The 19,934-nt window shown below is 68.7% G+C and carries 24 protein-coding genes; 17 read left to right on the top strand and 7 right to left on the bottom strand.

What is annotated here, in order from left to right; all coding sequences use genetic code 11:
* Positions 1 to 21 precede the first annotated feature (21 nt).
* Entirely contained in the window at positions 22 to 897 is an 876-nt protein-coding gene (locus tag AC1RL8_RS16795) for an amidohydrolase family protein (protein ID WP_062479505.1), read from the top strand.
* Between the two features lie 3 nt (positions 898 to 900).
* Here AC1RL8_RS16795 and AC1RL8_RS16790 read toward each other — a convergent pair whose 3' ends face one another.
* Positions 901 to 1,797: a MurR/RpiR family transcriptional regulator gene (locus tag AC1RL8_RS16790; protein WP_492684825.1), complete on the bottom strand. Its 897-nt coding sequence runs from the start codon at positions 1,795 to 1,797 to the stop codon at positions 901 to 903.
* 122 nt (positions 1,798 to 1,919) lie between these two features.
* On the opposite strand from AC1RL8_RS16790, the gene AC1RL8_RS16785 reads away from it, so the two are divergent.
* Both AC1RL8_RS16785 and AC1RL8_RS16780 read left to right on the top strand, forming a co-directional pair.
* Positions 1,920 to 2,921, top strand: a complete 1,002-nt coding sequence (locus tag AC1RL8_RS16785) for a Bug family tripartite tricarboxylate transporter substrate binding protein (protein ID WP_095746700.1) — start codon at positions 1,920 to 1,922, stop codon at positions 2,919 to 2,921.
* Positions 2,922 to 2,937: 16 nt separating this feature from the next.
* Positions 2,938 to 3,888: a M14 family metallopeptidase gene (locus AC1RL8_RS16780; RefSeq protein WP_492684824.1), complete on the top strand. Its 951-nt coding sequence runs from the start codon at positions 2,938 to 2,940 to the stop codon at positions 3,886 to 3,888.
* 9 nt (positions 3,889 to 3,897) lie between these two features.
* On the opposite strand, the gene kefC is transcribed toward AC1RL8_RS16780, so the two are convergent.
* Positions 3,898 to 5,760, bottom strand: a complete 1,863-nt coding sequence (gene kefC, locus AC1RL8_RS16775; protein WP_492684823.1) for a glutathione-regulated potassium-efflux system protein KefC — start codon at positions 5,758 to 5,760, stop codon at positions 3,898 to 3,900.
* Between the two features lie 2 nt (positions 5,761 to 5,762).
* Positions 5,763 to 6,491, bottom strand: a complete 729-nt coding sequence (kefF, locus tag AC1RL8_RS16770) for a glutathione-regulated potassium-efflux system oxidoreductase KefF (RefSeq protein WP_492684822.1) — start codon at positions 6,489 to 6,491, stop codon at positions 5,763 to 5,765.
* 92 nt (positions 6,492 to 6,583) lie between these two features.
* Between kefF and AC1RL8_RS16765 the strand changes: the two genes are divergently transcribed.
* Together AC1RL8_RS16765 and AC1RL8_RS16760 are read left to right on the top strand one after the other, a co-directional pair.
* Positions 6,584 to 7,204: a nucleotide-binding protein gene (locus AC1RL8_RS16765; RefSeq protein ID WP_070061962.1), complete on the top strand. Its 621-nt coding sequence runs from the start codon at positions 6,584 to 6,586 to the stop codon at positions 7,202 to 7,204.
* Between the two features lie 71 nt (positions 7,205 to 7,275).
* Entirely contained in the window at positions 7,276 to 7,746 is a 471-nt protein-coding gene (locus tag AC1RL8_RS16760) for a MaoC family dehydratase (protein WP_062479484.1), read from the top strand.
* Positions 7,747 to 7,770: 24 nt separating this feature from the next.
* Here the strand turns inward: AC1RL8_RS16760 and AC1RL8_RS16755 are convergent, their stop codons facing one another.
* The 3 genes from AC1RL8_RS16755 to AC1RL8_RS16745 form a co-directional block, all read right to left on the bottom strand.
* Complete coding sequence (locus tag AC1RL8_RS16755) at positions 7,771 to 8,064, bottom strand: DUF4148 domain-containing protein (RefSeq protein WP_492684821.1); 294 nt, start codon at positions 8,062 to 8,064, stop codon at positions 7,771 to 7,773.
* A 116-nt stretch (positions 8,065 to 8,180) separates the two neighbouring features.
* Complete coding sequence (gene trmL, locus AC1RL8_RS16750; protein ID WP_390348745.1) at positions 8,181 to 8,642, bottom strand: tRNA (uridine(34)/cytosine(34)/5-carboxymethylaminomethyluridine(34)-2'-O)-methyltransferase TrmL; 462 nt, start codon at positions 8,640 to 8,642, stop codon at positions 8,181 to 8,183.
* Between the two features lie 31 nt (positions 8,643 to 8,673).
* On the bottom strand, positions 8,674 to 9,390 hold the full coding sequence (locus AC1RL8_RS16745) for a ComF family protein (protein WP_095950884.1): 717 nt from the start codon (positions 9,388 to 9,390) through the stop codon (positions 8,674 to 8,676).
* A gap of 22 nt (positions 9,391 to 9,412) precedes the next feature.
* Between AC1RL8_RS16745 and AC1RL8_RS16740 the strand changes: the two genes are divergently transcribed.
* The 8 genes from AC1RL8_RS16740 (at position 9,413) to AC1RL8_RS16705 (ending at position 15,893) form a co-directional block, all read left to right on the top strand.
* A complete protein-coding gene (locus AC1RL8_RS16740; protein ID WP_492684820.1) occupies positions 9,413 to 10,327 on the top strand; it encodes a class I SAM-dependent methyltransferase in 915 nt (304 codons plus the stop codon).
* 163 nt (positions 10,328 to 10,490) lie between these two features.
* Positions 10,491 to 10,967, top strand: a complete 477-nt coding sequence (locus tag AC1RL8_RS16735) for a DUF2244 domain-containing protein (RefSeq protein WP_056578078.1) — start codon at positions 10,491 to 10,493, stop codon at positions 10,965 to 10,967.
* Positions 10,968 to 11,026: 59 nt separating this feature from the next.
* Complete coding sequence (gene coxB / locus AC1RL8_RS16730; protein WP_062481354.1) at positions 11,027 to 12,205, top strand: cytochrome c oxidase subunit II; 1,179 nt, start codon at positions 11,027 to 11,029, stop codon at positions 12,203 to 12,205.
* A gap of 43 nt (positions 12,206 to 12,248) precedes the next feature.
* Positions 12,249 to 13,886 (top strand): cytochrome c oxidase subunit I, encoded by a 1,638-nt coding sequence (ctaD, locus tag AC1RL8_RS16725; protein ID WP_062481356.1) that lies wholly within the window; start codon positions 12,249 to 12,251, stop codon positions 13,884 to 13,886.
* Positions 13,887 to 13,926: 40 nt separating this feature from the next.
* A complete protein-coding gene (locus AC1RL8_RS16720; RefSeq protein ID WP_492684819.1) occupies positions 13,927 to 14,043 on the top strand; it encodes a cytochrome oxidase small assembly protein in 117 nt (38 codons plus the stop codon).
* Positions 14,044 to 14,078: 35 nt separating this feature from the next.
* Positions 14,079 to 14,708 carry a cytochrome c oxidase assembly protein gene (locus AC1RL8_RS16715; protein ID WP_056577955.1) on the top strand — a complete coding sequence of 210 codons (630 nt, stop codon included), beginning with the start codon at positions 14,079 to 14,081 and terminating at the stop codon, positions 14,706 to 14,708.
* 53 nt (positions 14,709 to 14,761) lie between these two features.
* The gene (locus AC1RL8_RS16710; protein WP_082818316.1) at positions 14,762 to 14,929 is read left to right on the top strand and encodes a DUF2970 domain-containing protein; all 168 of its coding nucleotides are present in this window, start codon (positions 14,762 to 14,764) and stop codon (positions 14,927 to 14,929) included.
* 82 nt (positions 14,930 to 15,011) lie between these two features.
* Positions 15,012 to 15,893: a cytochrome c oxidase subunit 3 gene (locus AC1RL8_RS16705; RefSeq protein WP_062481365.1), complete on the top strand. Its 882-nt coding sequence runs from the start codon at positions 15,012 to 15,014 to the stop codon at positions 15,891 to 15,893.
* An 80-nt stretch (positions 15,894 to 15,973) separates the two neighbouring features.
* Here the strand turns inward: AC1RL8_RS16705 and AC1RL8_RS16700 are convergent, their stop codons facing one another.
* Complete coding sequence (locus AC1RL8_RS16700) at positions 15,974 to 16,204, bottom strand: twin transmembrane helix small protein (protein WP_062481367.1); 231 nt, start codon at positions 16,202 to 16,204, stop codon at positions 15,974 to 15,976.
* 27 nt (positions 16,205 to 16,231) lie between these two features.
* Here AC1RL8_RS16700 and AC1RL8_RS16695 point away from each other — a divergent pair, with 27 nt between their 5' ends.
* Genes AC1RL8_RS16695 through cyoE form a run of 4 tightly spaced genes read left to right on the top strand, consistent with a single transcriptional unit; the run spans position 16,232 to position 19,927 of the window.
* Positions 16,232 to 17,116 carry an SURF1 family protein gene (locus AC1RL8_RS16695; protein WP_492684818.1) on the top strand — a complete coding sequence of 295 codons (885 nt, stop codon included), beginning with the start codon at positions 16,232 to 16,234 and terminating at the stop codon, positions 17,114 to 17,116.
* The gene (locus AC1RL8_RS16690) at positions 17,100 to 17,783 is read left to right on the top strand and encodes a redox-active disulfide-containing membrane protein (RefSeq protein ID WP_492684817.1); all 684 of its coding nucleotides are present in this window, start codon (positions 17,100 to 17,102) and stop codon (positions 17,781 to 17,783) included. The genes AC1RL8_RS16695 and AC1RL8_RS16690 overlap by 17 nt, the downstream gene beginning before the upstream one ends.
* An 18-nt stretch (positions 17,784 to 17,801) precedes the next feature.
* The gene (locus AC1RL8_RS16685; RefSeq protein WP_492684816.1) at positions 17,802 to 19,025 is read left to right on the top strand and encodes a COX15/CtaA family protein; all 1,224 of its coding nucleotides are present in this window, start codon (positions 17,802 to 17,804) and stop codon (positions 19,023 to 19,025) included.
* On the top strand, positions 19,022 to 19,927 hold the full coding sequence (cyoE, locus tag AC1RL8_RS16680) for a heme o synthase (protein WP_159272988.1): 906 nt from the start codon (positions 19,022 to 19,024) through the stop codon (positions 19,925 to 19,927). The genes AC1RL8_RS16685 and cyoE overlap by 4 nt, the downstream gene beginning before the upstream one ends.
* Positions 19,928 to 19,934: the final 7 nt, after the last annotated feature.

Raw genomic sequence — 19,934 nt, 5'->3', positions numbered from 1 at the left:
ACCCGAACCGGAGACAACGACATGGACCCACGGAACCTGATCGCGATCGACATCCACACCCACGCCGAAGTGAGCTGCTGGAACCCTTTCGACAACTACGGCGAGGAATACGACCGCGCGGCCGACAAGTTCTTCGGCTCGAACCGCCGCCCCACCATCGCCGAGAGCGTGGCGTACTACCGTGAAAGGAAGATCGGGCTGGTGATGTTCATGGTCGACGCCGAGTCGAACATGGGCCGCCGGCGCATCCCGAACGAGGAGATCGCCGAGGCCGCGCAGCAGAACAGCGACATCATGATTGCCTTCGGCAGCGTCGATCCGCACAAGGGAAAGATGGGCGCGCGCGAGGCGCGCCGGCTCATCGAGGAACACGGCGTGAAGGGCTTCAAGTTCCACCCCACCGTGCAGGGCTACCACCCCTACGACCGCATGGCCTGGCCGATCTACGAGGTGATCGCCGAGTACAAGCTGCCGGCCATCTTCCACACCGGCCACAGCGGCATCGGCTCGGGCATGCGCTGCGGCGGTGGCCTGCGGCTGGAGTACAGCAACCCGATGCACCTGGACGACGTGGCCATCGACTTCCCCGACATGCAGATCGTCATGGCCCACCCCAGCTTCCCCTGGCAGGACGAGGCGCTGAGCGTGGCCACGCACAAGCCCAACGTGTGGATCGACCTGTCGGGCTGGAGCCCCAAGTACTTTCCGAAGCAGCTGGTGCAGTACGCCAACACGCTGCTGAAGGACCGCGTGCTGTTCGGCAGCGACTACCCGCTGATCACGCCCGACCGCTGGATGAAGGACTTCGAGGCCGCCGGCTTCAAGCCCGAGGTGATGCCCGGCATCCTCAAGGACAACGCGGTGCGCCTGCTGGGGCTCGGAACCCCGGCGGCCTGAGGCTCAGGCGGCGCGCGGCGCCGCCTCGTTCCAGTGCGGCTCCCACAGCGCCGCGCCGCGTTCGAACACGGCGGCCAGCTCCTTCTTGCGGCGCTGCGCCACCGCGGTGATCAACGCGTTGCAGACCGACAGCGCCGCCGTGTACGAATCGAAGGGCGAGGCGCTGGAGGTGCGCACCAGCAGCAAGTGATCGGCCGAGGGCGCCGCGGGCGCGCTGGGGCTGTCGGTGACCATGACGACCTTCGCGCCCTTCTCGCGAAAGTAGGCCGCCGTGCGCGCGATCGCGAGCGAGTGCCGGCGGAAGGTGAGCGTGAGCAGCAGGTCGTTGTCGTCGATGCGCAGCAGCTGGTCTTCCAGTGGCAGCGCACCCGCGCCGCCCAGCAGCCGCACGTCGGGCAGGCACAGGTTCAGGTTCAGCGCGAGGTGGCTGGCCAGCGGCAGGCCGTTGCGCTGGCCGAGCACGTGCACGCGCACCTTGCGCTGCGTGAGCAGCTTCACCGCCGCCTCGAACGCGCCCACGTCGAGCGCCGCGAAGGTGGCGGCCAGGTTGTGCTGGTCGTGCAGCAGCGCGTTGTCCAGGCAGCTGCGCACGGAGGTGTCGTCGCCGATGACGGCGTCGGCGCGCGTGGCGGGCGAGGCGAGCAGGGCGGTGACTTCGGCGCGCGCCTCCATCTGCGCCTGCGCGTAGCTCTCGTAGCCCAGCTTGGCGAGCAGCCGCACCACGGTCGAGGCGCTGGTGCCCACCTTTCTTGCAAGGCTCGTTGCAGATTCGAGCAGCCCCTGCGGGTGGTGCGCCTGCAATTCCTCGATGAGGCGTCGCTCGCTTTTCGTGAGCTTCTTGCCATAGCCCGAGATGCGCTGGTTCAGGCTGGGGGCGGCGGGGGTGTCTGCGTGCGGCATCGGAGAAACCTCATGTTTGCAACGAGTATTGCAAAAATAGGGCCTCCTTGCAAAAATGAATGCACGATTTCGGCCGGACCTGTCCGCCCGATTGCCCGCTTCTTCTGCAGAAAGACCTTGCCATGCGTTCCATCACCCCCGCCGTGCCCGCCCTCCGCCGGCGCGAGATCCTCGGCGCCGGCCTGACGGCGGCGCTGCTGCCCCTGTCCGCGCGCGCCCAGGCCTTCCCGGCCCGCCCGGTCACGCTGGTGGTGCCGTTCCCGGCCGGCGGCTCGGTCGACCTGATCGCGCGGCTGTACGCCGAGCCGCTGTCGAAGGCGCTGGGCACGCCGGTGGTCATCGACAACCGCGCCGGCGCCGGCGGCTCCATCGCCAGCGCCCAAGTGGCGCGCGCCAAGCCCGACGGCTACACGCTCGTGGTGTCGTCGCAGAGCTCGCACCTAGCCAACCCGCTGACGCAGGCCAACCCGGGCTACGACCCGATCAAGGATTTCCTGTCGATCAGCCAGCTCGCGCGCTCCATCAACGTGCTGCTGGTGAACCCGGCCGTGCCCGCCAAGACCTTCAAGGAGTTCGTGGCGCTGGTGAAGTCGCGCCCGGGCGAGCTCAACTTCTGCAGCGCCGGGCCGGGCAGCATGGGCCAGCTCAACGTGGAGCTGATGAAGTCGCAGCTGCAGCTCAACGCCACGCACGTGCCCTACCGCGGCGGCGGCCCGCTGGTGACCGCGCTGATCTCGAACGAAGTGCAGTTCGGCCTGGACAACCTCGCGCCCTTCCTGCCGCACATCCAGGCCGGCAAGCTGCGCGCGCTGGCCGTGGCCTCGCCCACGCGCGTCGCGGCGCTGCCCGACGTGCCGACCTTCACGGAGCTGGGCTATCCGGTGCTGAACACCACCTCGTGGATCGGCCTGGCCGCGCCCGCGAAGACGCCGCCCGAGGTCATCGCCGCGCTGCACAAGGCGGTGCGCACGGTGGCTGACCAGCCGACGATGGTCGAGGCGCTGCTGGCGCGCGGCTCGCTCGCGCCCGAGGCGCAGTCGCCCGCGCAGTTCACGGCCATGATGTCGGAGCGGCTCGCGCTGTACGGCGAGATGGTCAAGCGCGCCGGCATCCGCGGCGAGTGAGCGGGCGGCTGGTTCCATGACGCAGACACTGCCGACCTTCGCACCCGACACCGCACCGCTGGAGGTGCTGCCGCGCGACCTCTCGGCCTACCGCCAGGGCAACACCGGCATCGACTACGTGCACCGCTTCGCGTCCGGCAAGCCGGGCCCGCACGTGCTCGTCAACGCGCTCACGCACGGCAACGAGATCTGCGGCATGGTCGCGGCCACGCACCTGCTCGACACCGGCGTGCGCCCGAAGATCGGCACGCTCACCGTGAGCTTCGCGAACGTCGAGGCCTACGAGGCCTTCGACATCGGCCGGCCCTACGAGAACCGCCAGCTGGTGCACAACCTGAACCGCATCTGGTCGCCCGAGCTGCTCGACGGCACCGGGGACAGCCCCGAGCTGCGCCGCGCGCGCGAGCTGCGGCCGGTGCTCGACGCGGCCGACTACGTGCTGGACATCCATTCCACGCGCGCGCCCGTGCAGCCCTTCTGGGTCTACCCGGAGTTCGAACGCAATGCAGGGTTGGCGCAGGCCGTCGGCGGCCCGGCGGTGCACCTCGTGATGCCCGTGGGCGCCGCGCCCGGCACGGGCGTCACGGCCTACGGCCGGCACGGCGAGCCGGGCATCGACGGCGGCGCGGTGGTGGTCGAGTGCGGCCAGCACTTCGCGCAGTCGGCGGCCGACCTGGCCACCGACGTGTCGCTGCGCTTTTTGGCCCACCTCGGGCTCGTCGACCCGGTGCCGCGCGTGCCGGTGGCCGCGCGCCGCTTCCGGCTGCTCGAGGTCCACATGGTCACGTCGGACGACTTCGCTTTCGCGCGGCCCGTGCTCGGTTTCGAGACCTTCGACCAGGGTGAGCTGATCGCGGTGCAGGCCGGGCGCGAGATCCGCTCGCCCTGCGACGGCTGCACGATCTTCATGCCGACGCGCGCGCCGGTGATTGGCCGCGAGGGTGTGTACCTGACCGTGCCGGTCTGACCCCGGGCCTCAGGGCGCCTTCGCGTCGCCCGTTGGCTCGTCTTCGCCGAGCCGGTCCCAGTCCTGCCCCGAGCGCAGCTTGCGCTCCTCGCGCTCGCGGGCCATCTGTTCCTCGAACTGCTGGCGGCCCGCCTTGTTGGCGGCGATCAGCTTGGCGCGGTCCTTGTAGTGCGGGTAGATCTCGTCGCTGAGCTTGAGGTTTCGCTGGCGGAAACGCATCGACGCCTCGCGCGCCTCGGCCGCCGGCCAGCCCAGCGCCTCCAGCGCCGAGCGCGCGCTGCGCAGCGACGACTCGAACACCTCGCGCTCGATGTCCTGCACGCCGCGGTCGCGCAGCTGGAACAGGTGGGTCACGTTGCGTGCGCGCGCAATGATGCGCGCCTGCGGGAAGTTCTCGCGCACCAGGTCGACGATGTCCAGCGACTGCTCGATGTCGTCCACCGCCACCACGATGGCGCGCGCCGTGCCCGCGCCCGCGGTGCGCAGCAGGTCCAGCCGCGTGGCATCGCCGTAGAACACCCGGAAACCGAACTGGCGCAGGCCTTCGACGGTGTCGGCGTCGTGGTCGAGCACCGTCACGCGCAGGCCCTGCGACATCAGCAGGCGACCGACGATCTGGCCGTAGCGCCCGAAGCCGCAGATCAGCACCTTGGCGTCCTGCTGCTCCGAAATCTCTTCGAGCTGCGGACCGCCCGCGTGGCTGTAGCGCGGCAGCACGAACTTGTCGAGCAGCACCAGCAGCAGCGGCGACAGCAGCATCGACAGCGCCACCGCGCCGATCAGCAGCGAGGTGGTCTGCGGCGGCAGCACGTCGGGCCCGGCGGCCTGGAACACCACGAAGGCGAACTCGCCGCCCTGCGCCAGCAGCAGCGTGAACACCGGCCGCTCCTGGTAGGCCAGGCCCATGGCCTTGGCCAGCGCGTAGATCACCACCAGCTTGATGACCAGGAAGCTCACGACCAGCAAGGCCATGACCCCCGGGTTGGCCAGCAGCACGCCGAAGTTGATCGACATGCCCACCGCGATGAAGAACAGCCCCAGCAGCAGGCCCTTGAAGGGCTCGATGTCGGTCTCGAGCTCGCGCCGGTACTCGCTTTCGGCCAGCAGCACGCCGGCAAGGAAGGCGCCCAGCGCCATCGACAGCCCGACGAACTGCATCAGCGCCGCGATGGCCACCACCAGCAGCAGCGCGGCGGCGGTGAAGATCTCGGGCGTGTCGCTGCGCGCGATCCAGCGCAGGATCGGACGCAGCAGCAGCCGGCCGCCGAGGATGATGCCGGCGATCACGCCGACGATCTTCAGCGCCTCGAGCGCGCGGTCCAGCCCGCTCACGGCCTGCTCGGCCGCGGTGGCGCCGGCCAGCAGCGGCAGCAGCGCGAGGATCGGGATCGCCGCCACGTCCTGGAACAGCAGGATCGAGAAGCCGGCCTGGCCGCTGGGCGTCTTCAGCAGGTTGCGTTCGCCGAACACCTGCAGCGCGATGGCGGTGGACGACAGCGCCAGCCCGAGGGCGGCCACCAGCGCCACGCGCCACGGCGCGCCCACGGCCCAGCCGACGGCGAACAGCACCGCCGCGCAGCTGAGCACCTGCGCCGACCCCCAGCCGAAGATCGGGCGGCGCAGGCTCCACAGCCGCTTGGGCTCGAGTTCGAGGCCGACCAGGAACAGCATCAGCACCACGCCGAACTCGGCGAAATGCAGCACGTCTTCGACGCTGGACACGAGGCCCAGGCCCCAGGGGCCGATGGCGATGCCGGCCACGAGGTAGCCGATGATCGAGCCCAGGCCCAGGGCCTTGGACAGCGGCACCACCAGCACGGCGGCGCTCAGGTAGATCAGGCTGCTGGTCAGCCAGGCGGGTGCGTGTTCCATGCTCAGGCCGCCTTGTGGGTGCTGTTGCTGCCGTTGGCGACGGCCAGGCCGTGCGTCATCGCGCTGTGGAACGCGCCGGCCATCACCTGGCCCACGTCGTCGGATTCGGCGGGGCGGTCGGTCTCGGGCACCGGGCAGGCGATGCAGGCATCGAGCTCGTCCATTTCGGGCCACACCGGGTAGCTTTCCAGCCGCTGCACGAACACCTCGACATGCGCGGCCACCTCGGCCTCGCTGGCGCGGCGCGCGCCGTGCAGCAGCAGCGGCGGCAAGAAGCGCATGCCGCACAGCGCGGCGGTCTGCTCGTAGGGTGGCAGGAAGGCGTCGAAGAAGTAGCGGTTGTAGCTTTGCGGGTGGTAGCTCGGCTCGGGGCCGCCGGTGGTGGCGACCAGCCAGCAGTCCTTGCCCTGCAGCGCGGTGCCGCCGGGGCCGTAGGCCCAGCCGTAGCCCAGCACGTCGTCGACCCAGAGCTTCTGCAGCGGCGGCATCGAATACCACTGGATCGGGTGCAGCAGCACCACCAGATCGGCGCGCGCCAGCCGCTCGCGTTCGACCTCCACGTCGATGGCGAAATCGGGGTAGCTGCCGTACAGGTCGTTCACCTCGACGCCGGGCACGCGCTGCGCCGCGGCGAACAGCCGGCGGTTCACGCGCGAGTCGCGCCAGTGGGGGTGGGCCGCCAGCACATAGATGCTGCTGGCGGGGTTCTCCGCGGATGTTGTTGTCGTCATGTGGCGAACATAACGCAGACGGCCCGCCGTCGCCGACGCGCCACCCGGGGCGACTACCATCCAGCCCTGTTCCCGTTCTGGAGGAGATCCTCATGCCGGTGGTTCTGGTCGCCAATCCCAAGGGGGGCGTGGGCAAATCGACGATTGCAACGAACATCGCGGGCTACTTCGCGAGCCGCGGCCATGCCGTGATGCTCGGCGACGTGGACCGCCAGCAGTCCTCGCGGCTGTGGCTCGGCCTGCGCCCACCGCAGGCCCGCCCCATCGCCACCTGGGAGGCCACCGGCGACAGCACCGTGGTGCGCCCGCCGCGCGGCACCACCCACGCGGTGCTCGACACGCCCGCCGGCCTGCACGGCTGGCGCTTCAAGGAGGTGCTGGCGCTGGCCGACCGCGTGATCGTGCCGCTGCAGCCGAGCATCTTCGACATCTACGCCACGCGCGATTTCCTCGACCGCCTGCTGGAAAGCCGCCGCGCCGAGAAGACCCGCATCGGCCTGGTCGGCATGCGCGTGAACGCCCGCACGCTGGCGGCCGACCGGCTGCACGAGTTCATCGCCGGCCTGGGCGTGCCCGTGCTGGGCGAGCTGCGCGACACGCAGAACTACGTGCAGCTGGCGGCGCGCGGGCTCACGCTGTTCGACATTGCGCCGGGGCGCGTGCAGCGCGACCTGGACCAGTGGGCGCCGATCTGCGAATGGCTCGACGCCTGAACTGACCCCGGATTTCCCTGATTCCCGGTTGTCGCAAGTCCGACAGCCAGCCTTGTGCCCTTGGCACCAGAATGCCCCGCATGACCAAAAAGACATTCCAGACCCTTCAGGATCTCGCCGCCTGCGTCGGCCAGGAAGTCGCCGTGAGCGACTGGATCAGCGTGACGCAGCAGCAGGTCAACCAGTTCGCCGAAGCGACGGGCGACCACCAGTGGATCCACGTCGATGTGGAGCGGGCCAAGTCCGGCCCCTTCGGCGCGCCGATCGCGCACGGGTTTCTCACCTTGTCGCTGCTGCCGAAGTTCTTCGAGACGGCCATCGACGTGGTCGAGTCGCGCATGGGCGTGAACTACGGCCTGAACCGCGTGCGCTTCATGTCGCCGGTGCCGGTGGGCCAGCGCCTGCGCGCCCGCATGAAACTGCTGAGCGCCGAGCCGATTCCCAACAACGGCCTGCAGATGACCTGGGAAACCACCATCGAACTCGAAGGCGCCGCCAAGCCGGCGTGCGTCGCCGAGTCGGTGGTGCGCCGTTTTCCCTGAGCGGTTTTTCTTTTCTTCCTCTCTTTACATCCGGCGGTCGGTGACTTCGCCGTAGGCGGCCGCGCCCTGCCGGGTGATGCCGACGGCGCTCGCGCGCACCGCCGCGCGGTCGACATTGCCCGCGGTCGGGCGGGCCACGCCGGTGCCGCCGTTGCTGATCTGCAGCGGCTGCAGGGCTTGCTGCTGGACCTGGGCGCGCGTCAGCGACGACTGGAAGGGCGCGGGCGGCAGCGGGTTCTGCTCGCCCTGGAAGGCATGGGCGCCGCCGGTGAGGGCGAGGGCGGCGAGGGTGATCAGGCGCAGGGTGGTGGTGTGCATGGCGGGACTCCTTGGCAGTCGGCGTTGAGGGGACGGATGCCGGTGCGAATCACCGGCATGCCTTCCCATACGCCGCGCAGCACCGATCGGATGTGCCCCTGCCGCGCGAAGGGCCGTCAGGCGAAATCGTTCTGCCGCCAGGCTTCGAACACCGTGACCGCCACCGCGTTCGACAAATTCAGGCTGCGCTGGCCGGTGCGCATCGGCAGCCGCAGGCGCTGCGGCTCGGCAAAGCCGTCGCGGATCGGCGGCGGCAGGCCGGCGGTTTCCGAGCCGAACACCAGCCAGTCGCCGGGCTGGAAGCGCACGTCGTGCACCGGGCGGGTGCCGCGCGTGGTCAGCGCGAACATGCGCTCGGCCGGCGGCTGCTGCGTGGCCAGCAGCGCGGCCCAGTCGGCGTGGCGCTTGACTTCGGCGTACTCGTGGTAGTCGAGCCCGGCGCGGCGCAGCAGGCGGTCGTCCATCGAAAAGCCGAGCGGCTCCACCAGGTGCAGCGTGCAGCCGGTGTTGGCCGCGAGCCGGATCACGTTACCGGTGTTCGGCGGAATTTCAGGGTGGACCAGGACGATATGGAACATGTGTCGATTGTCGCGGGCGCCGCCGACGGGGTCAGCGCGGCGGGTCGGTCCGCGCCAGCACCACGCCGGTGATGTGCGCCGCGCCCGCCAGGCGCAAGGTGGCGGCCGCGGCGAACAGCGAGGCGCCGCTGGTCATCACGTCGTCCACCAGCACCACGCGCCGCCCCCGCAGGCCGTCGGCGCGCAGCGGCTCCACGGCGAAGGCGCCGCGCAGGTTGCGCAGCCGGTCGGCGCGCGGCAGACCGCTCTGCGCAGGCGTGTCGCGCGTGCGCAGCAGCAGGGTGGCGTCGGTCTTGGCCGGTGCCAGCCGGCGCGCGAGCTCGTGCGCCTGGTTGAAGCCACGCTCGCCCAGTCGGCCGGGCGCCAGCGGCATCGGCAGCACGAGGTCGCACTGTTCCAGCGCCGGCTCCACCCACGGCGCGCTGCGCAGCAGGGTGGCCAGCGGGCCGGCCCAGCCCGCCTCGCCGCGAAACTTGAACTGGGCGATGCAGTCGGGCCACGGCCATGCGTAGGTGCAGGCGGCGAGGCAGGCGTCGAGCGGCGGCGGGTGCTTGATGCATTCGCCGCAGCGCGCCACGCCCTCGGGCATCGGCAGCGCGCAGCCCCCGCAGCGCGGGGTCGGCGGCGCGAAGCGGGCCACGCAGGCGTCGCACACGCGCTGCGCCGGCCAGGCGCGGCAGACCTCGCACTGGCTGGGCAGCCGCGCAAGCAGCGAGGTGAAAGGCCTCAGGGCCCGGCGGTTGTACATGCCTCAATATACTCACGGCCCCATGGCCACCGACCCCGCAAGAAGACCGCCGACCATCGATCCCACGGCGGCCGACCGCTGGCGCCGGCTCGCGCCCGCCGAGGGCTCGCCCTGGCTGCACGAGGAAATCGGCCGCCGGATGGAAGACCGGCTGCAATGGATCAAGGCCCAGCCCCGCTCCTGGGCCGACTGGTCGCCGCTGCGCGGCGGCCTCGAAGCCCACGCGCTGCTGGCCCGCCGCTACCGCGACGCCGAAGCCTTCGTCATCGAACCCGAACCCGCATTGGCCGAGCGGACCGGCGAAGCACTGACCGCGCCCTGGTGGAGCGCGCGCCGCTGGCAGGGCGGCAAGGCCCGCTTCGACGCAACGCCCGAAGACGGCGTCGACCTGCTGTGGGCCAACATGTCGCTGCACATGGCGGCCGACCCCGAGGCGCTCATCGCGCAGTGGCACCGGCTGGTCGCGACCAACGGCTTCCTGATGTTCTCCTGCCTGGGCCCGGACACCGTGCGCGAGCTGCGCGCCCTGCATGCCCGGCTCGGCTGGCCCGCCGCCGGCCATGAATACACCGACATGCACGACTGGGGCGACATGCTCGTGCACGCCGGCTTCGCCGAGCCCGTGATGGACATGGAGCGCATCGTGCTCACCTGGGCCACCCCCGAGGCCGCCCTGGCCGAGCTGCGCACCTTGGGGCGCAACCTGCACCCGGCGCGTTTCCCCGCGCTGCGCGGCAAGGCCTGGCACCGCGCGCTCAAGCAGGCCCTGCCCGAGCTGGCGCCGGCCGCGGAAGGCGAGGGCCGCATCGCGCTGACCTTCGAGGTCATCTACGGCCACGCCTTCAAGCCGACGCCGCGCGTCGCGCTGTCGCCCGAGAGCGCGGTGTCGCTGCGCGAGATGCGATCGATGCTCCAGCGCGGCCGCCCTGGCGCCTGAGCGACCCGGCAGCCCTCATTCGGTGCGCGGGCCCCGCGCTCTACCCGCTACAATCCGCCGTTGCGTGAAACTCGCGGGTATTGTCCCGTGATCGAGGGGTGTCGGATCCTGTTTGTACGAGGGGTTTGGCCACCATCGACGCACCGATTTGCTGAACTCGCCCGTGTCGAATTCCGTGTTTCGTTTTGCCACCGTCTCAGGCCAGAACATCCACTGGTTCCTGAAACGCAATTGCTCGGTGACGCCGAGCCAGCTGGGCTGGCTCTACGCCTCGCTGTGCGTGGTATCTCTGGGCACGGGCATGGTGTTCTGGCTGCACGGTGCGCCGCTGGTATTGCCATTCGCCTGGCTCGAACTGGCCGCGGTGGGCTTTGCGTTCATGATGTACGCGCGGCATGCCACCGATGGCGAACGGATCGCGCTGCAGGGCGGGCGCCTCGTCGTGGAGCTCGAGAACGGTGGGCACTACGAACGCACGGAATTTCTTCCGCACCAGGTGCGGATCGAACCGCAGACCGGCGATCGTTCGCTGATCGAGGTCTCGGGGCAAGGTCGATCGGTCAGGGTGGGGCGCTATGTACGCCCGGAGTTGCGAGCCGCACTGGCGCGCGAGATTCGCATGGCGTTGCGTGGCGCCTGAGGGGGCTCGCGCGGTGCTGCACGGTTGGGTTTTCGAAAAATTGAAGAAACGTGAACACGATGAAGAGCATTTGGCGCAATAAGTACAGGCCGGCGAATCTGTTGCTGGCGGCCGGCGCGGCGTTCAGCAACGCGGCGCACGCAGTCAACGATCTGCCCGGCGGCCCCGCGGTGCGCCAGCTGAATCTTCCGGTCGGCGTGACCAAGATCGCGCAGGAGCAGCATCTGCTCCACACGATCATGATGATCATCTGCACGGTCATCTTCGTCGCCGTGTTCGCGGTGATGTTCTATTCCATCTGGAAGCACCGCAAGTCGGTGGGCCACAAGGCCGCGAACTTCCATGAATCGGTGGTGGTCGAGGTCATCTGGACCATCGTGCCCTTCCTCATCGTGATCGTGATGGCGCTGCCCGCCACCAAGGTGCTCGTGGCCCAGAAGGACACCACGAACGCCGACCTCACGATCAAGACCACGGGCTACCAGTGGAAGTGGGGCTACGACTACCTGAACGGCGAAGGTGAGGGCCTGGCCTTCATCTCCACGCTGGACAGCTCGCAGCGCGCCATGTCCGACGCCGGTGCCAAGGGCGCCATGCCCGACGACTACCTGCTCAAGGTCGACAACCCGATGGTCGTGCCGGTGCAGAAGAAGGTCCGCATCATCACCACCGCGAACGACGTGATCCACGCCTTCGCCGTGCCGCAGCTGGGCCTCAAGCAGGACGCCATTCCCGGCTTCGTGCGCGACACCTGGTTCCGCGCCGAGACCGTGGGCGACTACTACGGCCAGTGCCAGGAACTGTGCGGCAAGGAACACGCCTACATGCCGATCCACGTGAAGGTGCTGTCGGCTGCCGACTACACCGCCTGGGTCGCCACCAAGCGCAAGGAAGCCGCCGCCAAGCTCGACGACCCGACCAAGGTCTGGACGCTGCCCGACATGCTGGCACGCGGCGAGAAGGTCTACGCCGCCAACTGCGCGGCCTGCCACCAGGCCAACGGCAAGGGCGCAGGCCCGATCAAGCCGCTCGACGGCGCAGCCAAGGTGACCGATTCCGACCACAAGGTGCAGCTGCTGGTGCTGCTCAACGGCCAGAACAACGGTGCCATGCCTGCCTGGAAGCAGCTGAGCGACACCGACCTCGCGGCCGTGGCCACGTACACCAAGAACAGCTGGTCGAACAAGACGGGCCAGCTGGTGCAACCGGCTGAAGTGCTGGCCCTGCGCGGCAAGTGATCCGACGGCGCCCCGCGAAGAAGAAATTGCAAGGAACAACGACATGAGCGCAGTCCTCGACCCCCACGGTCACGCCCCCGGCGGCCACGCACACGACGACCATCACGATCACCACGCGCCCACCGGCTGGCGCCGTTGGGTGTTCGCGACCAACCACAAGGACATCGGCACGCTCTACCTGCTGTTCAGCTTCACGATGCTGATGATCGGCGGCGTGCTCGCCCTGCTGATCCGCGCCGAGCTGTTCCAGCCCGGCCTGCAGATGGTGAACCCCGAGCTGTTCAACCAGTTCACCACCATGCACGGCCTGATCATGGTGTTCGGCGCCATCATGCCGGCCTTCGTGGGCTTCGCGAACTGGATGATCCCGCTGCAGATCGGCGCATCCGACATGGCGTTCGCGCGCATGAACAACTTCAGCTTCTGGCTGCTGATTCCGGCGGCCATCATGCTGGCCGGTTCGTTCTTCATGCCCGGCGGCGCGCCCGCGGCCGGCTGGACGCTGTACGCCCCGCTCACGCTGCAGATGGGCCCCTCGATGGACGCCGGCATCTTCGCGATGCACATCATGGGCGCCTCGTCGATCATGGGTTCGATCAACATCATCGTCACCATCCTGAACATGCGCGCCCCCGGCATGACGCTGATGAAGATGCCGATGTTCTGCTGGACCTGGCTCATCACCGCCTACCTGCTGATTGCCGTGATGCCCGTGCTTGCCGGCGCCATCACGATGACGCTGACCGACCGCCACTTCGGCACCAGCTTCTTCAACCCCGCCGGCGGCGGCGACCCGGTGATGTACCAGCACATCTTCTGGTTCTTCGGCCACCCCGAGGTCTACATCATGATCTTGCCGGCCTTCGGCATCATCAGCCAGGTGGTCCCGGCCTTCGCCCGCAAGAAGCTCTTCGGCTACGCCTCGATGGTGTACGCCACCTCGTCGATCGCCATCCTGTCGTTCATCGTGTGGGCGCACCACATGTTCACGACCGGCATGCCGCTCACGGGCCAGCTGTTCTTCATGTACGCGACCATGCTGATCGCCGTGCCCACGGCCGTGAAGATCTTCAACTGGATCGCCACGATGTGGCAGGGCTCGATGACCTTCGAGACGCCCATGCTGTTCGCGGTCGGCTTCATCTTCGTGTTCACGATGGGCGGCTTCACCGGCCTGATCCTCGCGGTCGCGCCGATCGACACGCAGCTGCAGGACACCTACTACGTGGTGGCCCACTTCCACTACGTGCTGGTGGCCGGCTCGCTGTTCGCCATGTTCTCGGGCTTCTACTACTGGGCGCCCAAGTGGACCGGCGTGATGTACAACGAAACGCGCGGCAAGGTCCACTTCTGGTGGTCGCTGATCTCGTTCAACGTCACCTTCTTCCCGATGCACTTCCTGGGTCTGGCCGGCATGCCGCGTCGCTATGCCGACTACCCCATGCAGTTCGCCGACTTCAACGCCATCGCCTCGGTGGGTGCGTTCTTCTTCGGCTTCGCCCAGGTCTACTTCTTCCTGTTCATCGTGCTGCCTTCGATGCGCGGCAAGGGGGAAGCAGCGGCCCAGAAGCCCTGGGAAGCGGCCGAAGGCCTCGAGTGGGAAGTGCCGTCGCCGGCCCCGTTCCACACCTTCGAGAACCCGCCCAAGCTTGACGTGACCGCCACCAAGGTGATCGGCTGATCGCCCGCGTACGCCGCACAAGCACCACGACTGCACGACGATGACGACGCCCGAACAAAGAAAGAACAACCGACGCATGGGGCTCACGCTGGCCTCCATCGCGGTGATCTTCTTCGTCGGCTTCATCGTCCGCATGGTCTGGTTCAGCGGTCGCTGACCGCGCCGCATCGCCCCCCGAACGGAAGCAACAGCATGAGCCTCGGTCAACGCATCCGCCGCGCCAATGTCCGCATGGTCGGCAAGCTGGCCGTCGTGACCTGCGGCATGTTCGCCTTCGGCTATGCGCTGGTGCCGATGTACCGCGCCATCTGCGAGATGACCGGCATCAACATCCTCGCGCTCTCCGAGCTCCAGGTGCCGGGCGGTGCCAGCGGCGCCAAGAACGTGCGCGTGCCGGACAACACGCAGGTCGACATGACCCGCACGATCAAGGTCGAGTTCGACTCCAACGTGCGCGGTGGCCTGTGGGACTTCAAGCCGGCCGAGCGCTTCATCGAAGTGCACCCGGGCCAGCTGAACACGGTGATGTACGAGTTCCAGAACACCCAGAACCGCCGCATGGCCGCGCAGGCCATCCCGAGCTACGCGCCGCAGCAGGCCGCGGCGCATTTCAACAAGCTCGAGTGCTTCTGCTTCAACCAGTACACGCTCGATGCGGGCGAGAAGAAGCAGTGGCCGGTCGCCTTCGTGATCGATCCGAAGATCTCGAAGGACGTCAAGACCATCACGCTGTCGTACACCTTCTTCGAGGTGGGCGGCAAGACGCCACCGGCCCCGGTGGCCGCCGTTTCGCATGCTGTCGCCGATGAGCCGCGCTCGTGACCTCGCCGTTGCCGCCCGATGGCCCGCGCCGCAAGCCCACGCTGTGGGACACGATGAAGGCGGTGGGCTGGTCGTTCTTCGGAGTGCGTCGCAACAGCGCCTACAAGGAAGACCTGGGCAAGCTCAATCCGCTGCACGTCATCGTGGTGGCGTTTGCCGCAGTGATCGTCTTCGTGGTCGGGCTGGTGCTGCTGGTGCGGCATGTGGTCGCGGCCGCCTGAGCGCTGCCTGCTGAGCCGAAGATAAAAAACCACGATCTCCAGAATCATTGAATCGAGAGAAGAAAGAAAGCCAGGAGCTGATATGAGTTCAACCACCCACGGCACCACGCCCTACTACTTCGTGCCCGGACCTTCGGCCTACCCGGTCGTGTCCGCGATCGGCTTGTTCTTCGTGATCCTCGGCGCGGGGCAATGGATCAACAGCCACCAGTGGGGCGCCTGGTCGCTGCTGCTGGGCATGGTGATCTGGCTCGGCACGCTCTTCGTGTGGTTCCGTGCCGCCGTCGGCGAGAGCGAGAGCGGCCAGTACGGCCACAAGATCGACCTCTCGTACCGCTGGAGCATGAGCTGGTTCATCTTCTCGGAAGTGATGTTCTTCGGCGCCTTCTTCACGGCGCTGTGGTGGGCCCGCACCCACGCGCTGCCGACGCTCGGCAGCCTGGACAACGCGATCCTCTGGCCCGACTTCAAGGCCGTGTGGCCCAGCGTCGCCGCCGGCGTGACCGGTTCGCCGGCCGGCATCATCGAGCCCTTCCAGACCGTCGGCCCGTTCTGGCTGCCGACCATCAACACCGCGCTGCTGCTGAGCTCGGGCGTGACGCTGACCATCGCCCACCACGCGCTGCGCGCCGACCACCGCGCCCAGTGCATCCGCTTCATGTGGCTCACCGTGCTGCTGGGCGTGATCTTCCTGGGCGTGCAGGGCTACGAGTACTTCCACCTGTACACCGAACTGAACCTCAAGCTCAGCTCGGGCACCTACGGTTCGACCTTCTTCATGCTGACCGGCTTCCACGGCCTGCACGTGTTCATCGGCATGCTGATGCTGCTGTTCATCACGCTGCGCCTGCAGAAGGGCCACTTCACCGCCGAGCGTCACTTCGGCTTCGAAGGCGCCGCCTGGTACTGGCACTTCGTGGACGTGGTCTGGCTGGGCCTGTACGTGCTGGTCTATTGGCTTTGAGCGAAAAACCTCACGGCATTCCAGAAAAAAGGCGCCGTAAGGCGCCTTTTTCATGGTTCTCGTGGAACGAGCACCATCTGTTACTTCCCGAGCGGGAGTCCGGTGGGCTGGATGTAGCCGAGTTTCCAGGCCAGCAGCATGCACAGGAACAAAAAGACCGACAGGCCGATCCGAAAGGTGAGCGCGCGGGCCATGCCCCCGCGTTTGTTTTGCCCGTCGCGACCGTCCTTCAGCATGAAGTAGAGCGCGAAGGCGAGGCTCGCGAAGATGCCCAGAAAGATCAGGGCGACGAAGTATTTCATGACCCGCATTATCGGCCGCACGCCCCGTCCGCTCCAGTGACCTCCGAGCCTCCCGAGCCCCTTGTCTCCTCTGCCACGCCGCGCCGCCGCGCAGGCCGGGGCCGTTTCCTGATCGTCACGCTGGCGGCCGTGCTGGCGCTGGCGGCCACCATGTCGCTGGGCCGCTGGCAGCTGTCGCGCGCCGCGCAGAAAGAAGCGCTGCAAGCCCGCATCGATGCGCAAAAGCAGAAAGCCCCGCTGTCGCAGGCCGAGTTCCTGGCGCTGGGCGAAGCCGCTGGCGAGATGCACCGGCCGGTGCGCCTGCGCGGCCTGTGGCTCACGGCGCAGACGGTCTACCTGGACAACCGCCAGATGCACGGCACGCCGGGCTTCTATGTGCTGACGCCGTTCGCGCTCGAAGGCAGCGAGCAGGCCGTGATGGTCCAGCGCGGCTGGGTACAGCGCAATTTCGTCGACCGCACGCAGCTCGGTGTGGTCGAGACGCCGCCCGGCATCGTCGAGCTCACGGCGCTGATCGAGCCGCCGCCGAGCCATCTGTTCGAACTCGGCGCAAAGGCTGCGGCCGCAACGGCGCCCGCGGCATCGGCCGCCGCGCCGGCCCCGGCGGCGTCAGGCCCCACCGCTCCGGCACCGGGCATTCAGGGGTCTTCCCCCATCCGGCAAAATCTCGACTTGGAGGCATTCCGCGGCGAGACCCAGCTGCCGCTGCGCACCGACGTGTCGCTGCAGCAGAGCGGGCCGGCGTCCGAGGGCCTGCAGCGCGACTGGCCGGCCCCGGCGTTGGGCCTGGAGAGGCACTACGGTTACGCATTCCAGTGGTTCGGCCTGTCGGCCCTCGTTGTCATCCTCTATGTCTGGTTCCAATTCATCCCCCCCTTCCGGCGCGCGCGGCGCCGCGCACGCGATGGCCGCAGCCTCTGACGAGCCGCTGGGCCTGACCGTGCATTCGATGCCGTCGCCGGGCCAGGCGCTGGACGAGGCCGAGAACCGCCGCACGGTCCACGGGCGCTGGAAGATGATCGCCGTGCTGCTGATGTGCGCGGCACCCGTGATCGCCTCGTACTTCACCTACTACGTGATCCGGCCCGAGGGGCGCAGCGTGTACGGCGAGCTGATCGATCCGCAGCACGAGATGCCCCGCCTCACGGCAACCGACCGCAACGGCGCGCCGGTCGAGTTGACCACGCTCAAGGGCCAGTGGCTGCTGGTGGCGGTGGCCGATGCGGCCTGCGACGCGCTGTGCGAGCAGCAGCTGTACCTGCAGCGCCAGCTGCGCGAGAGCCTGGGCCGCGAGAAGGACCGCCTGGACCGCGTCTGGCTCGTGAGCGACGCGGCGCCCGTGCCCGAGCGCTTGACCAACGGCCTGCACGGCGCGACCGTGCTGCGCGTGCCGGCCGATCAACTCGCCCGCTGGCTCGCGCCCGTGAAGGGCCACATGCTGTCCGAGCACCTCTACGTGGTCGATCCGATGGGCAACTGGATGATGCGTTTCCCGGCCCGCATGGACGCCGCCGGCGCGAGCCGCGCCAAGCGCGACATCGACCGCCTGCTGCGCGCCTCGTCGTCGTGGGACGAAGCGGGGCGCTGAGCCGTTCGAACAACCGCCATGGACACGAGCTCCCTCTACGACCTCACGCCGATCGCCTGGATGATGGGCGCCGGCGTGCTGCTCGCGCTCGGACCGCTGGTCTGGGTGTGGCGCCGCAACGCCGGCTCCGGCCCTGCGCGGCGGCTGCATGCGCTGACCGTGCTCACGCTGTTCCTCACCTTCGACCTCACGCTGTTCGGCGCCTTCACGCGGCTCACCGATTCGGGCCTGGGCTGCCCCGACTGGCCCGGCTGCTACGGCAACGCCAGCCCGGCCGGCGCGCGCCACGAGATCGCCATGGCGCAGGCGGCCCAGCCGACCGGCCCCGTGACGCACAGCAAGGCCTGGATCGAGATGGTCCACCGCTACCTCGCGACCGGCGTCGGGGTGCTGATCCTCACGCTGGCCGGCGCCACCTGGATCGTGCGCCGCCGCCAGCGGCGCCAGCCCGCGCCGCCGGTCGACAGCGCGCACCACCACGTCGTGCTCAGCGCCTGGTGGCCTGCGGCCACGCTGGTTTGGGTCTGCCTGCAAGGCGCCTTCGGCGCAATGACCGTCACCTGGAAGCTGTTCCCTGCCATCGTCACGATGCACCTGATGGGCGCCATCGTGCTGCTCGCGCTGCTGTGCATCCAGGCCGTGCGCTACCGCCAGGTGGCCGCGCAGCGCCTGCCCACGGCCGTGTCGCCGGCCCTGCGCAACGGGCTGATCGCCACGGCGGTGCTGCTGGTGCTGCAGATCGCCCTGGGCGGCTGGGTCAGCACCAACTACGCGGTGCTGGCCTGCACGCAGTTCCCGACCTGCCAGGACAGCTGGTGGCCGCCGATGAATTTCGCGCAGGGCTTCGAGATCTGGCGTCACCTCGGCGTGACCGGCGAGGGCCAGCCGCTCGACTTTTCCGCGCTCACTGCCATCCACTACGCGCACCGCCTCATGGCGTATGCCGTGTTCGTGGCGCTCGGCCTGCTGGCCTGGCGCCTGCGCCGCCTCGAGGCGCTGCGCGCGCAGGCGCACTGGCTGGCCGGCCTGGCGCTGTTGCAGCTGGCCACGGGCCTGGGCAACGTGCTGCTCGGCTGGCCGCTGGCCGCCGCCGTGCTGCACACGGGCGGCGCCGCGGCGCTGGCCGTGGTCCTGACCTGGGCGCTGTGCGAGAGCCGCCGCGAAAGCGCCGCCGCTGCACCGATTCCGCGCGCCGTCGACAATGCGCGCGGCACCCCCCAACCGAAGAAAGCCACCGCGTGAGCACCCCGATTCCTGTTCAGCACGCCAGCACCGCCAACGTGCTGCGCCAGTTCTACGCGCTCACCAAGCCGCGCGTGGTGCAGCTGATCGTGTTCTGCGCGCTCATCGGCATGGTGCTGGCCGTGCCCGGCCTGCCGTCGTGGGCCGACGTGCAGCGCGGCGTGCTGGCTTGCATCGGCATCTGGCTGGTGGCTGGCGCCGCCGCCGCATTCAACTGCCTGGTCGAGAAGGGCATCGACGCCAAGATGAAGCGCACCGCCTGGCGCCCCACGGCGCGCGGGCAGCTCAGCGACATGCAGGCGCTGGTGTTCTCGGCGCTGCTGTGCGCGGCGGGCTCGGCGCTGCTGTGGTTCACGGTCAATCCGCTCACCATGTGGCTCACCTTCGCCACCTTCGTCGGCTATGCGGTGATCTACACCGTCATCCTGAAGCCGCTGACGCCGCAGAACATCGTGATCGGCGGCGCCTCGGGCGCCATGCCGCCGGTGCTGGGCTGGGCCGCCATGACGGGCGACGTCGGCCCCGAGGCGCTGATCCTGTTCCTCATCATCTTCCTGTGGACCCCGCCGCACTTCTGGGCGCTGGCGCTGTACCGCGTCGAGGACTACCGCAAGGCCGGCCTGCCGATGCTGCCCGTGACGCACGGCAACGAATTCACGCGGTTGCAGGTGCTGCTGTACACCTTCATTTTGTTCGCGGCCTGCCTGATGCCCTTCATCTACGGCATGAGCGGCTGGCTCTATCTCGTGGTCGCCATCGGCGTGAGCATCGGCTTCACCGGCTATGCCTTCGCGCTGTGGCGCAACTACTCCGACACGCTGGCGCGCAAGACCTTCCGGTTTTCGCTCATCCACCTGAGCGTGCTGTTCGCGGCGCTGCTCGTCGACCATTACCTCCGCTGACCGGACC

The sequence above is a fragment of the Variovorax sp. GW822-FHT04E09 genome, assembly GCF_058800845.1.
This window is presented reverse-complemented; position numbering and strand designations above follow the sequence as displayed.

Coding starts and splice junctions, on each gene's coding strand:
- AC1RL8_RS16795 (WP_062479505.1), top strand. CDS start 22: ATGGACCCACGGAACCTGATCGCGATCGACATCCACACCCACGCCGAA.
- AC1RL8_RS16790 (WP_492684825.1), bottom strand. CDS start 1,797: ATGCCGCACGCAGACACCCCCGCCGCCCCCAGCCTGAACCAGCGCATC.
- AC1RL8_RS16785 (WP_095746700.1), top strand. CDS start 1,920: ATGCGTTCCATCACCCCCGCCGTGCCCGCCCTCCGCCGGCGCGAGATC.
- AC1RL8_RS16780 (WP_492684824.1), top strand. CDS start 2,938: ATGACGCAGACACTGCCGACCTTCGCACCCGACACCGCACCGCTGGAG.
- kefC (WP_492684823.1), bottom strand. CDS start 5,760: ATGGAACACGCACCCGCCTGGCTGACCAGCAGCCTGATCTACCTGAGC.
- kefF (WP_492684822.1), bottom strand. CDS start 6,491: ATGACGACAACAACATCCGCGGAGAACCCCGCCAGCAGCATCTATGTG.
- AC1RL8_RS16765 (WP_070061962.1), top strand. CDS start 6,584: ATGCCGGTGGTTCTGGTCGCCAATCCCAAGGGGGGCGTGGGCAAATCG.
- AC1RL8_RS16760 (WP_062479484.1), top strand. CDS start 7,276: ATGCCCCGCATGACCAAAAAGACATTCCAGACCCTTCAGGATCTCGCC.
- AC1RL8_RS16755 (WP_492684821.1), bottom strand. CDS start 8,064: ATGCACACCACCACCCTGCGCCTGATCACCCTCGCCGCCCTCGCCCTC.
- trmL (WP_390348745.1), bottom strand. CDS start 8,642: ATGTTCCATATCGTCCTGGTCCACCCTGAAATTCCGCCGAACACCGGT.
- AC1RL8_RS16745 (WP_095950884.1), bottom strand. CDS start 9,390: ATGTACAACCGCCGGGCCCTGAGGCCTTTCACCTCGCTGCTTGCGCGG.
- AC1RL8_RS16740 (WP_492684820.1), top strand. CDS start 9,413: ATGGCCACCGACCCCGCAAGAAGACCGCCGACCATCGATCCCACGGCG.
- coxB (WP_062481354.1), top strand. CDS start 11,027: ATGAAGAGCATTTGGCGCAATAAGTACAGGCCGGCGAATCTGTTGCTG.
- ctaD (WP_062481356.1), top strand. CDS start 12,249: ATGAGCGCAGTCCTCGACCCCCACGGTCACGCCCCCGGCGGCCACGCA.
- AC1RL8_RS16720 (WP_492684819.1), top strand. CDS start 13,927: ATGACGACGCCCGAACAAAGAAAGAACAACCGACGCATGGGGCTCACG.
- AC1RL8_RS16715 (WP_056577955.1), top strand. CDS start 14,079: ATGAGCCTCGGTCAACGCATCCGCCGCGCCAATGTCCGCATGGTCGGC.
- AC1RL8_RS16710 (WP_082818316.1), top strand. CDS start 14,762: ATGAAGGCGGTGGGCTGGTCGTTCTTCGGAGTGCGTCGCAACAGCGCC.
- AC1RL8_RS16705 (WP_062481365.1), top strand. CDS start 15,012: ATGAGTTCAACCACCCACGGCACCACGCCCTACTACTTCGTGCCCGGA.
- AC1RL8_RS16700 (WP_062481367.1), bottom strand. CDS start 16,204: ATGCGGGTCATGAAATACTTCGTCGCCCTGATCTTTCTGGGCATCTTC.
- AC1RL8_RS16690 (WP_492684817.1), top strand. CDS start 17,100: ATGGCCGCAGCCTCTGACGAGCCGCTGGGCCTGACCGTGCATTCGATG.
- AC1RL8_RS16685 (WP_492684816.1), top strand. CDS start 17,802: ATGGACACGAGCTCCCTCTACGACCTCACGCCGATCGCCTGGATGATG.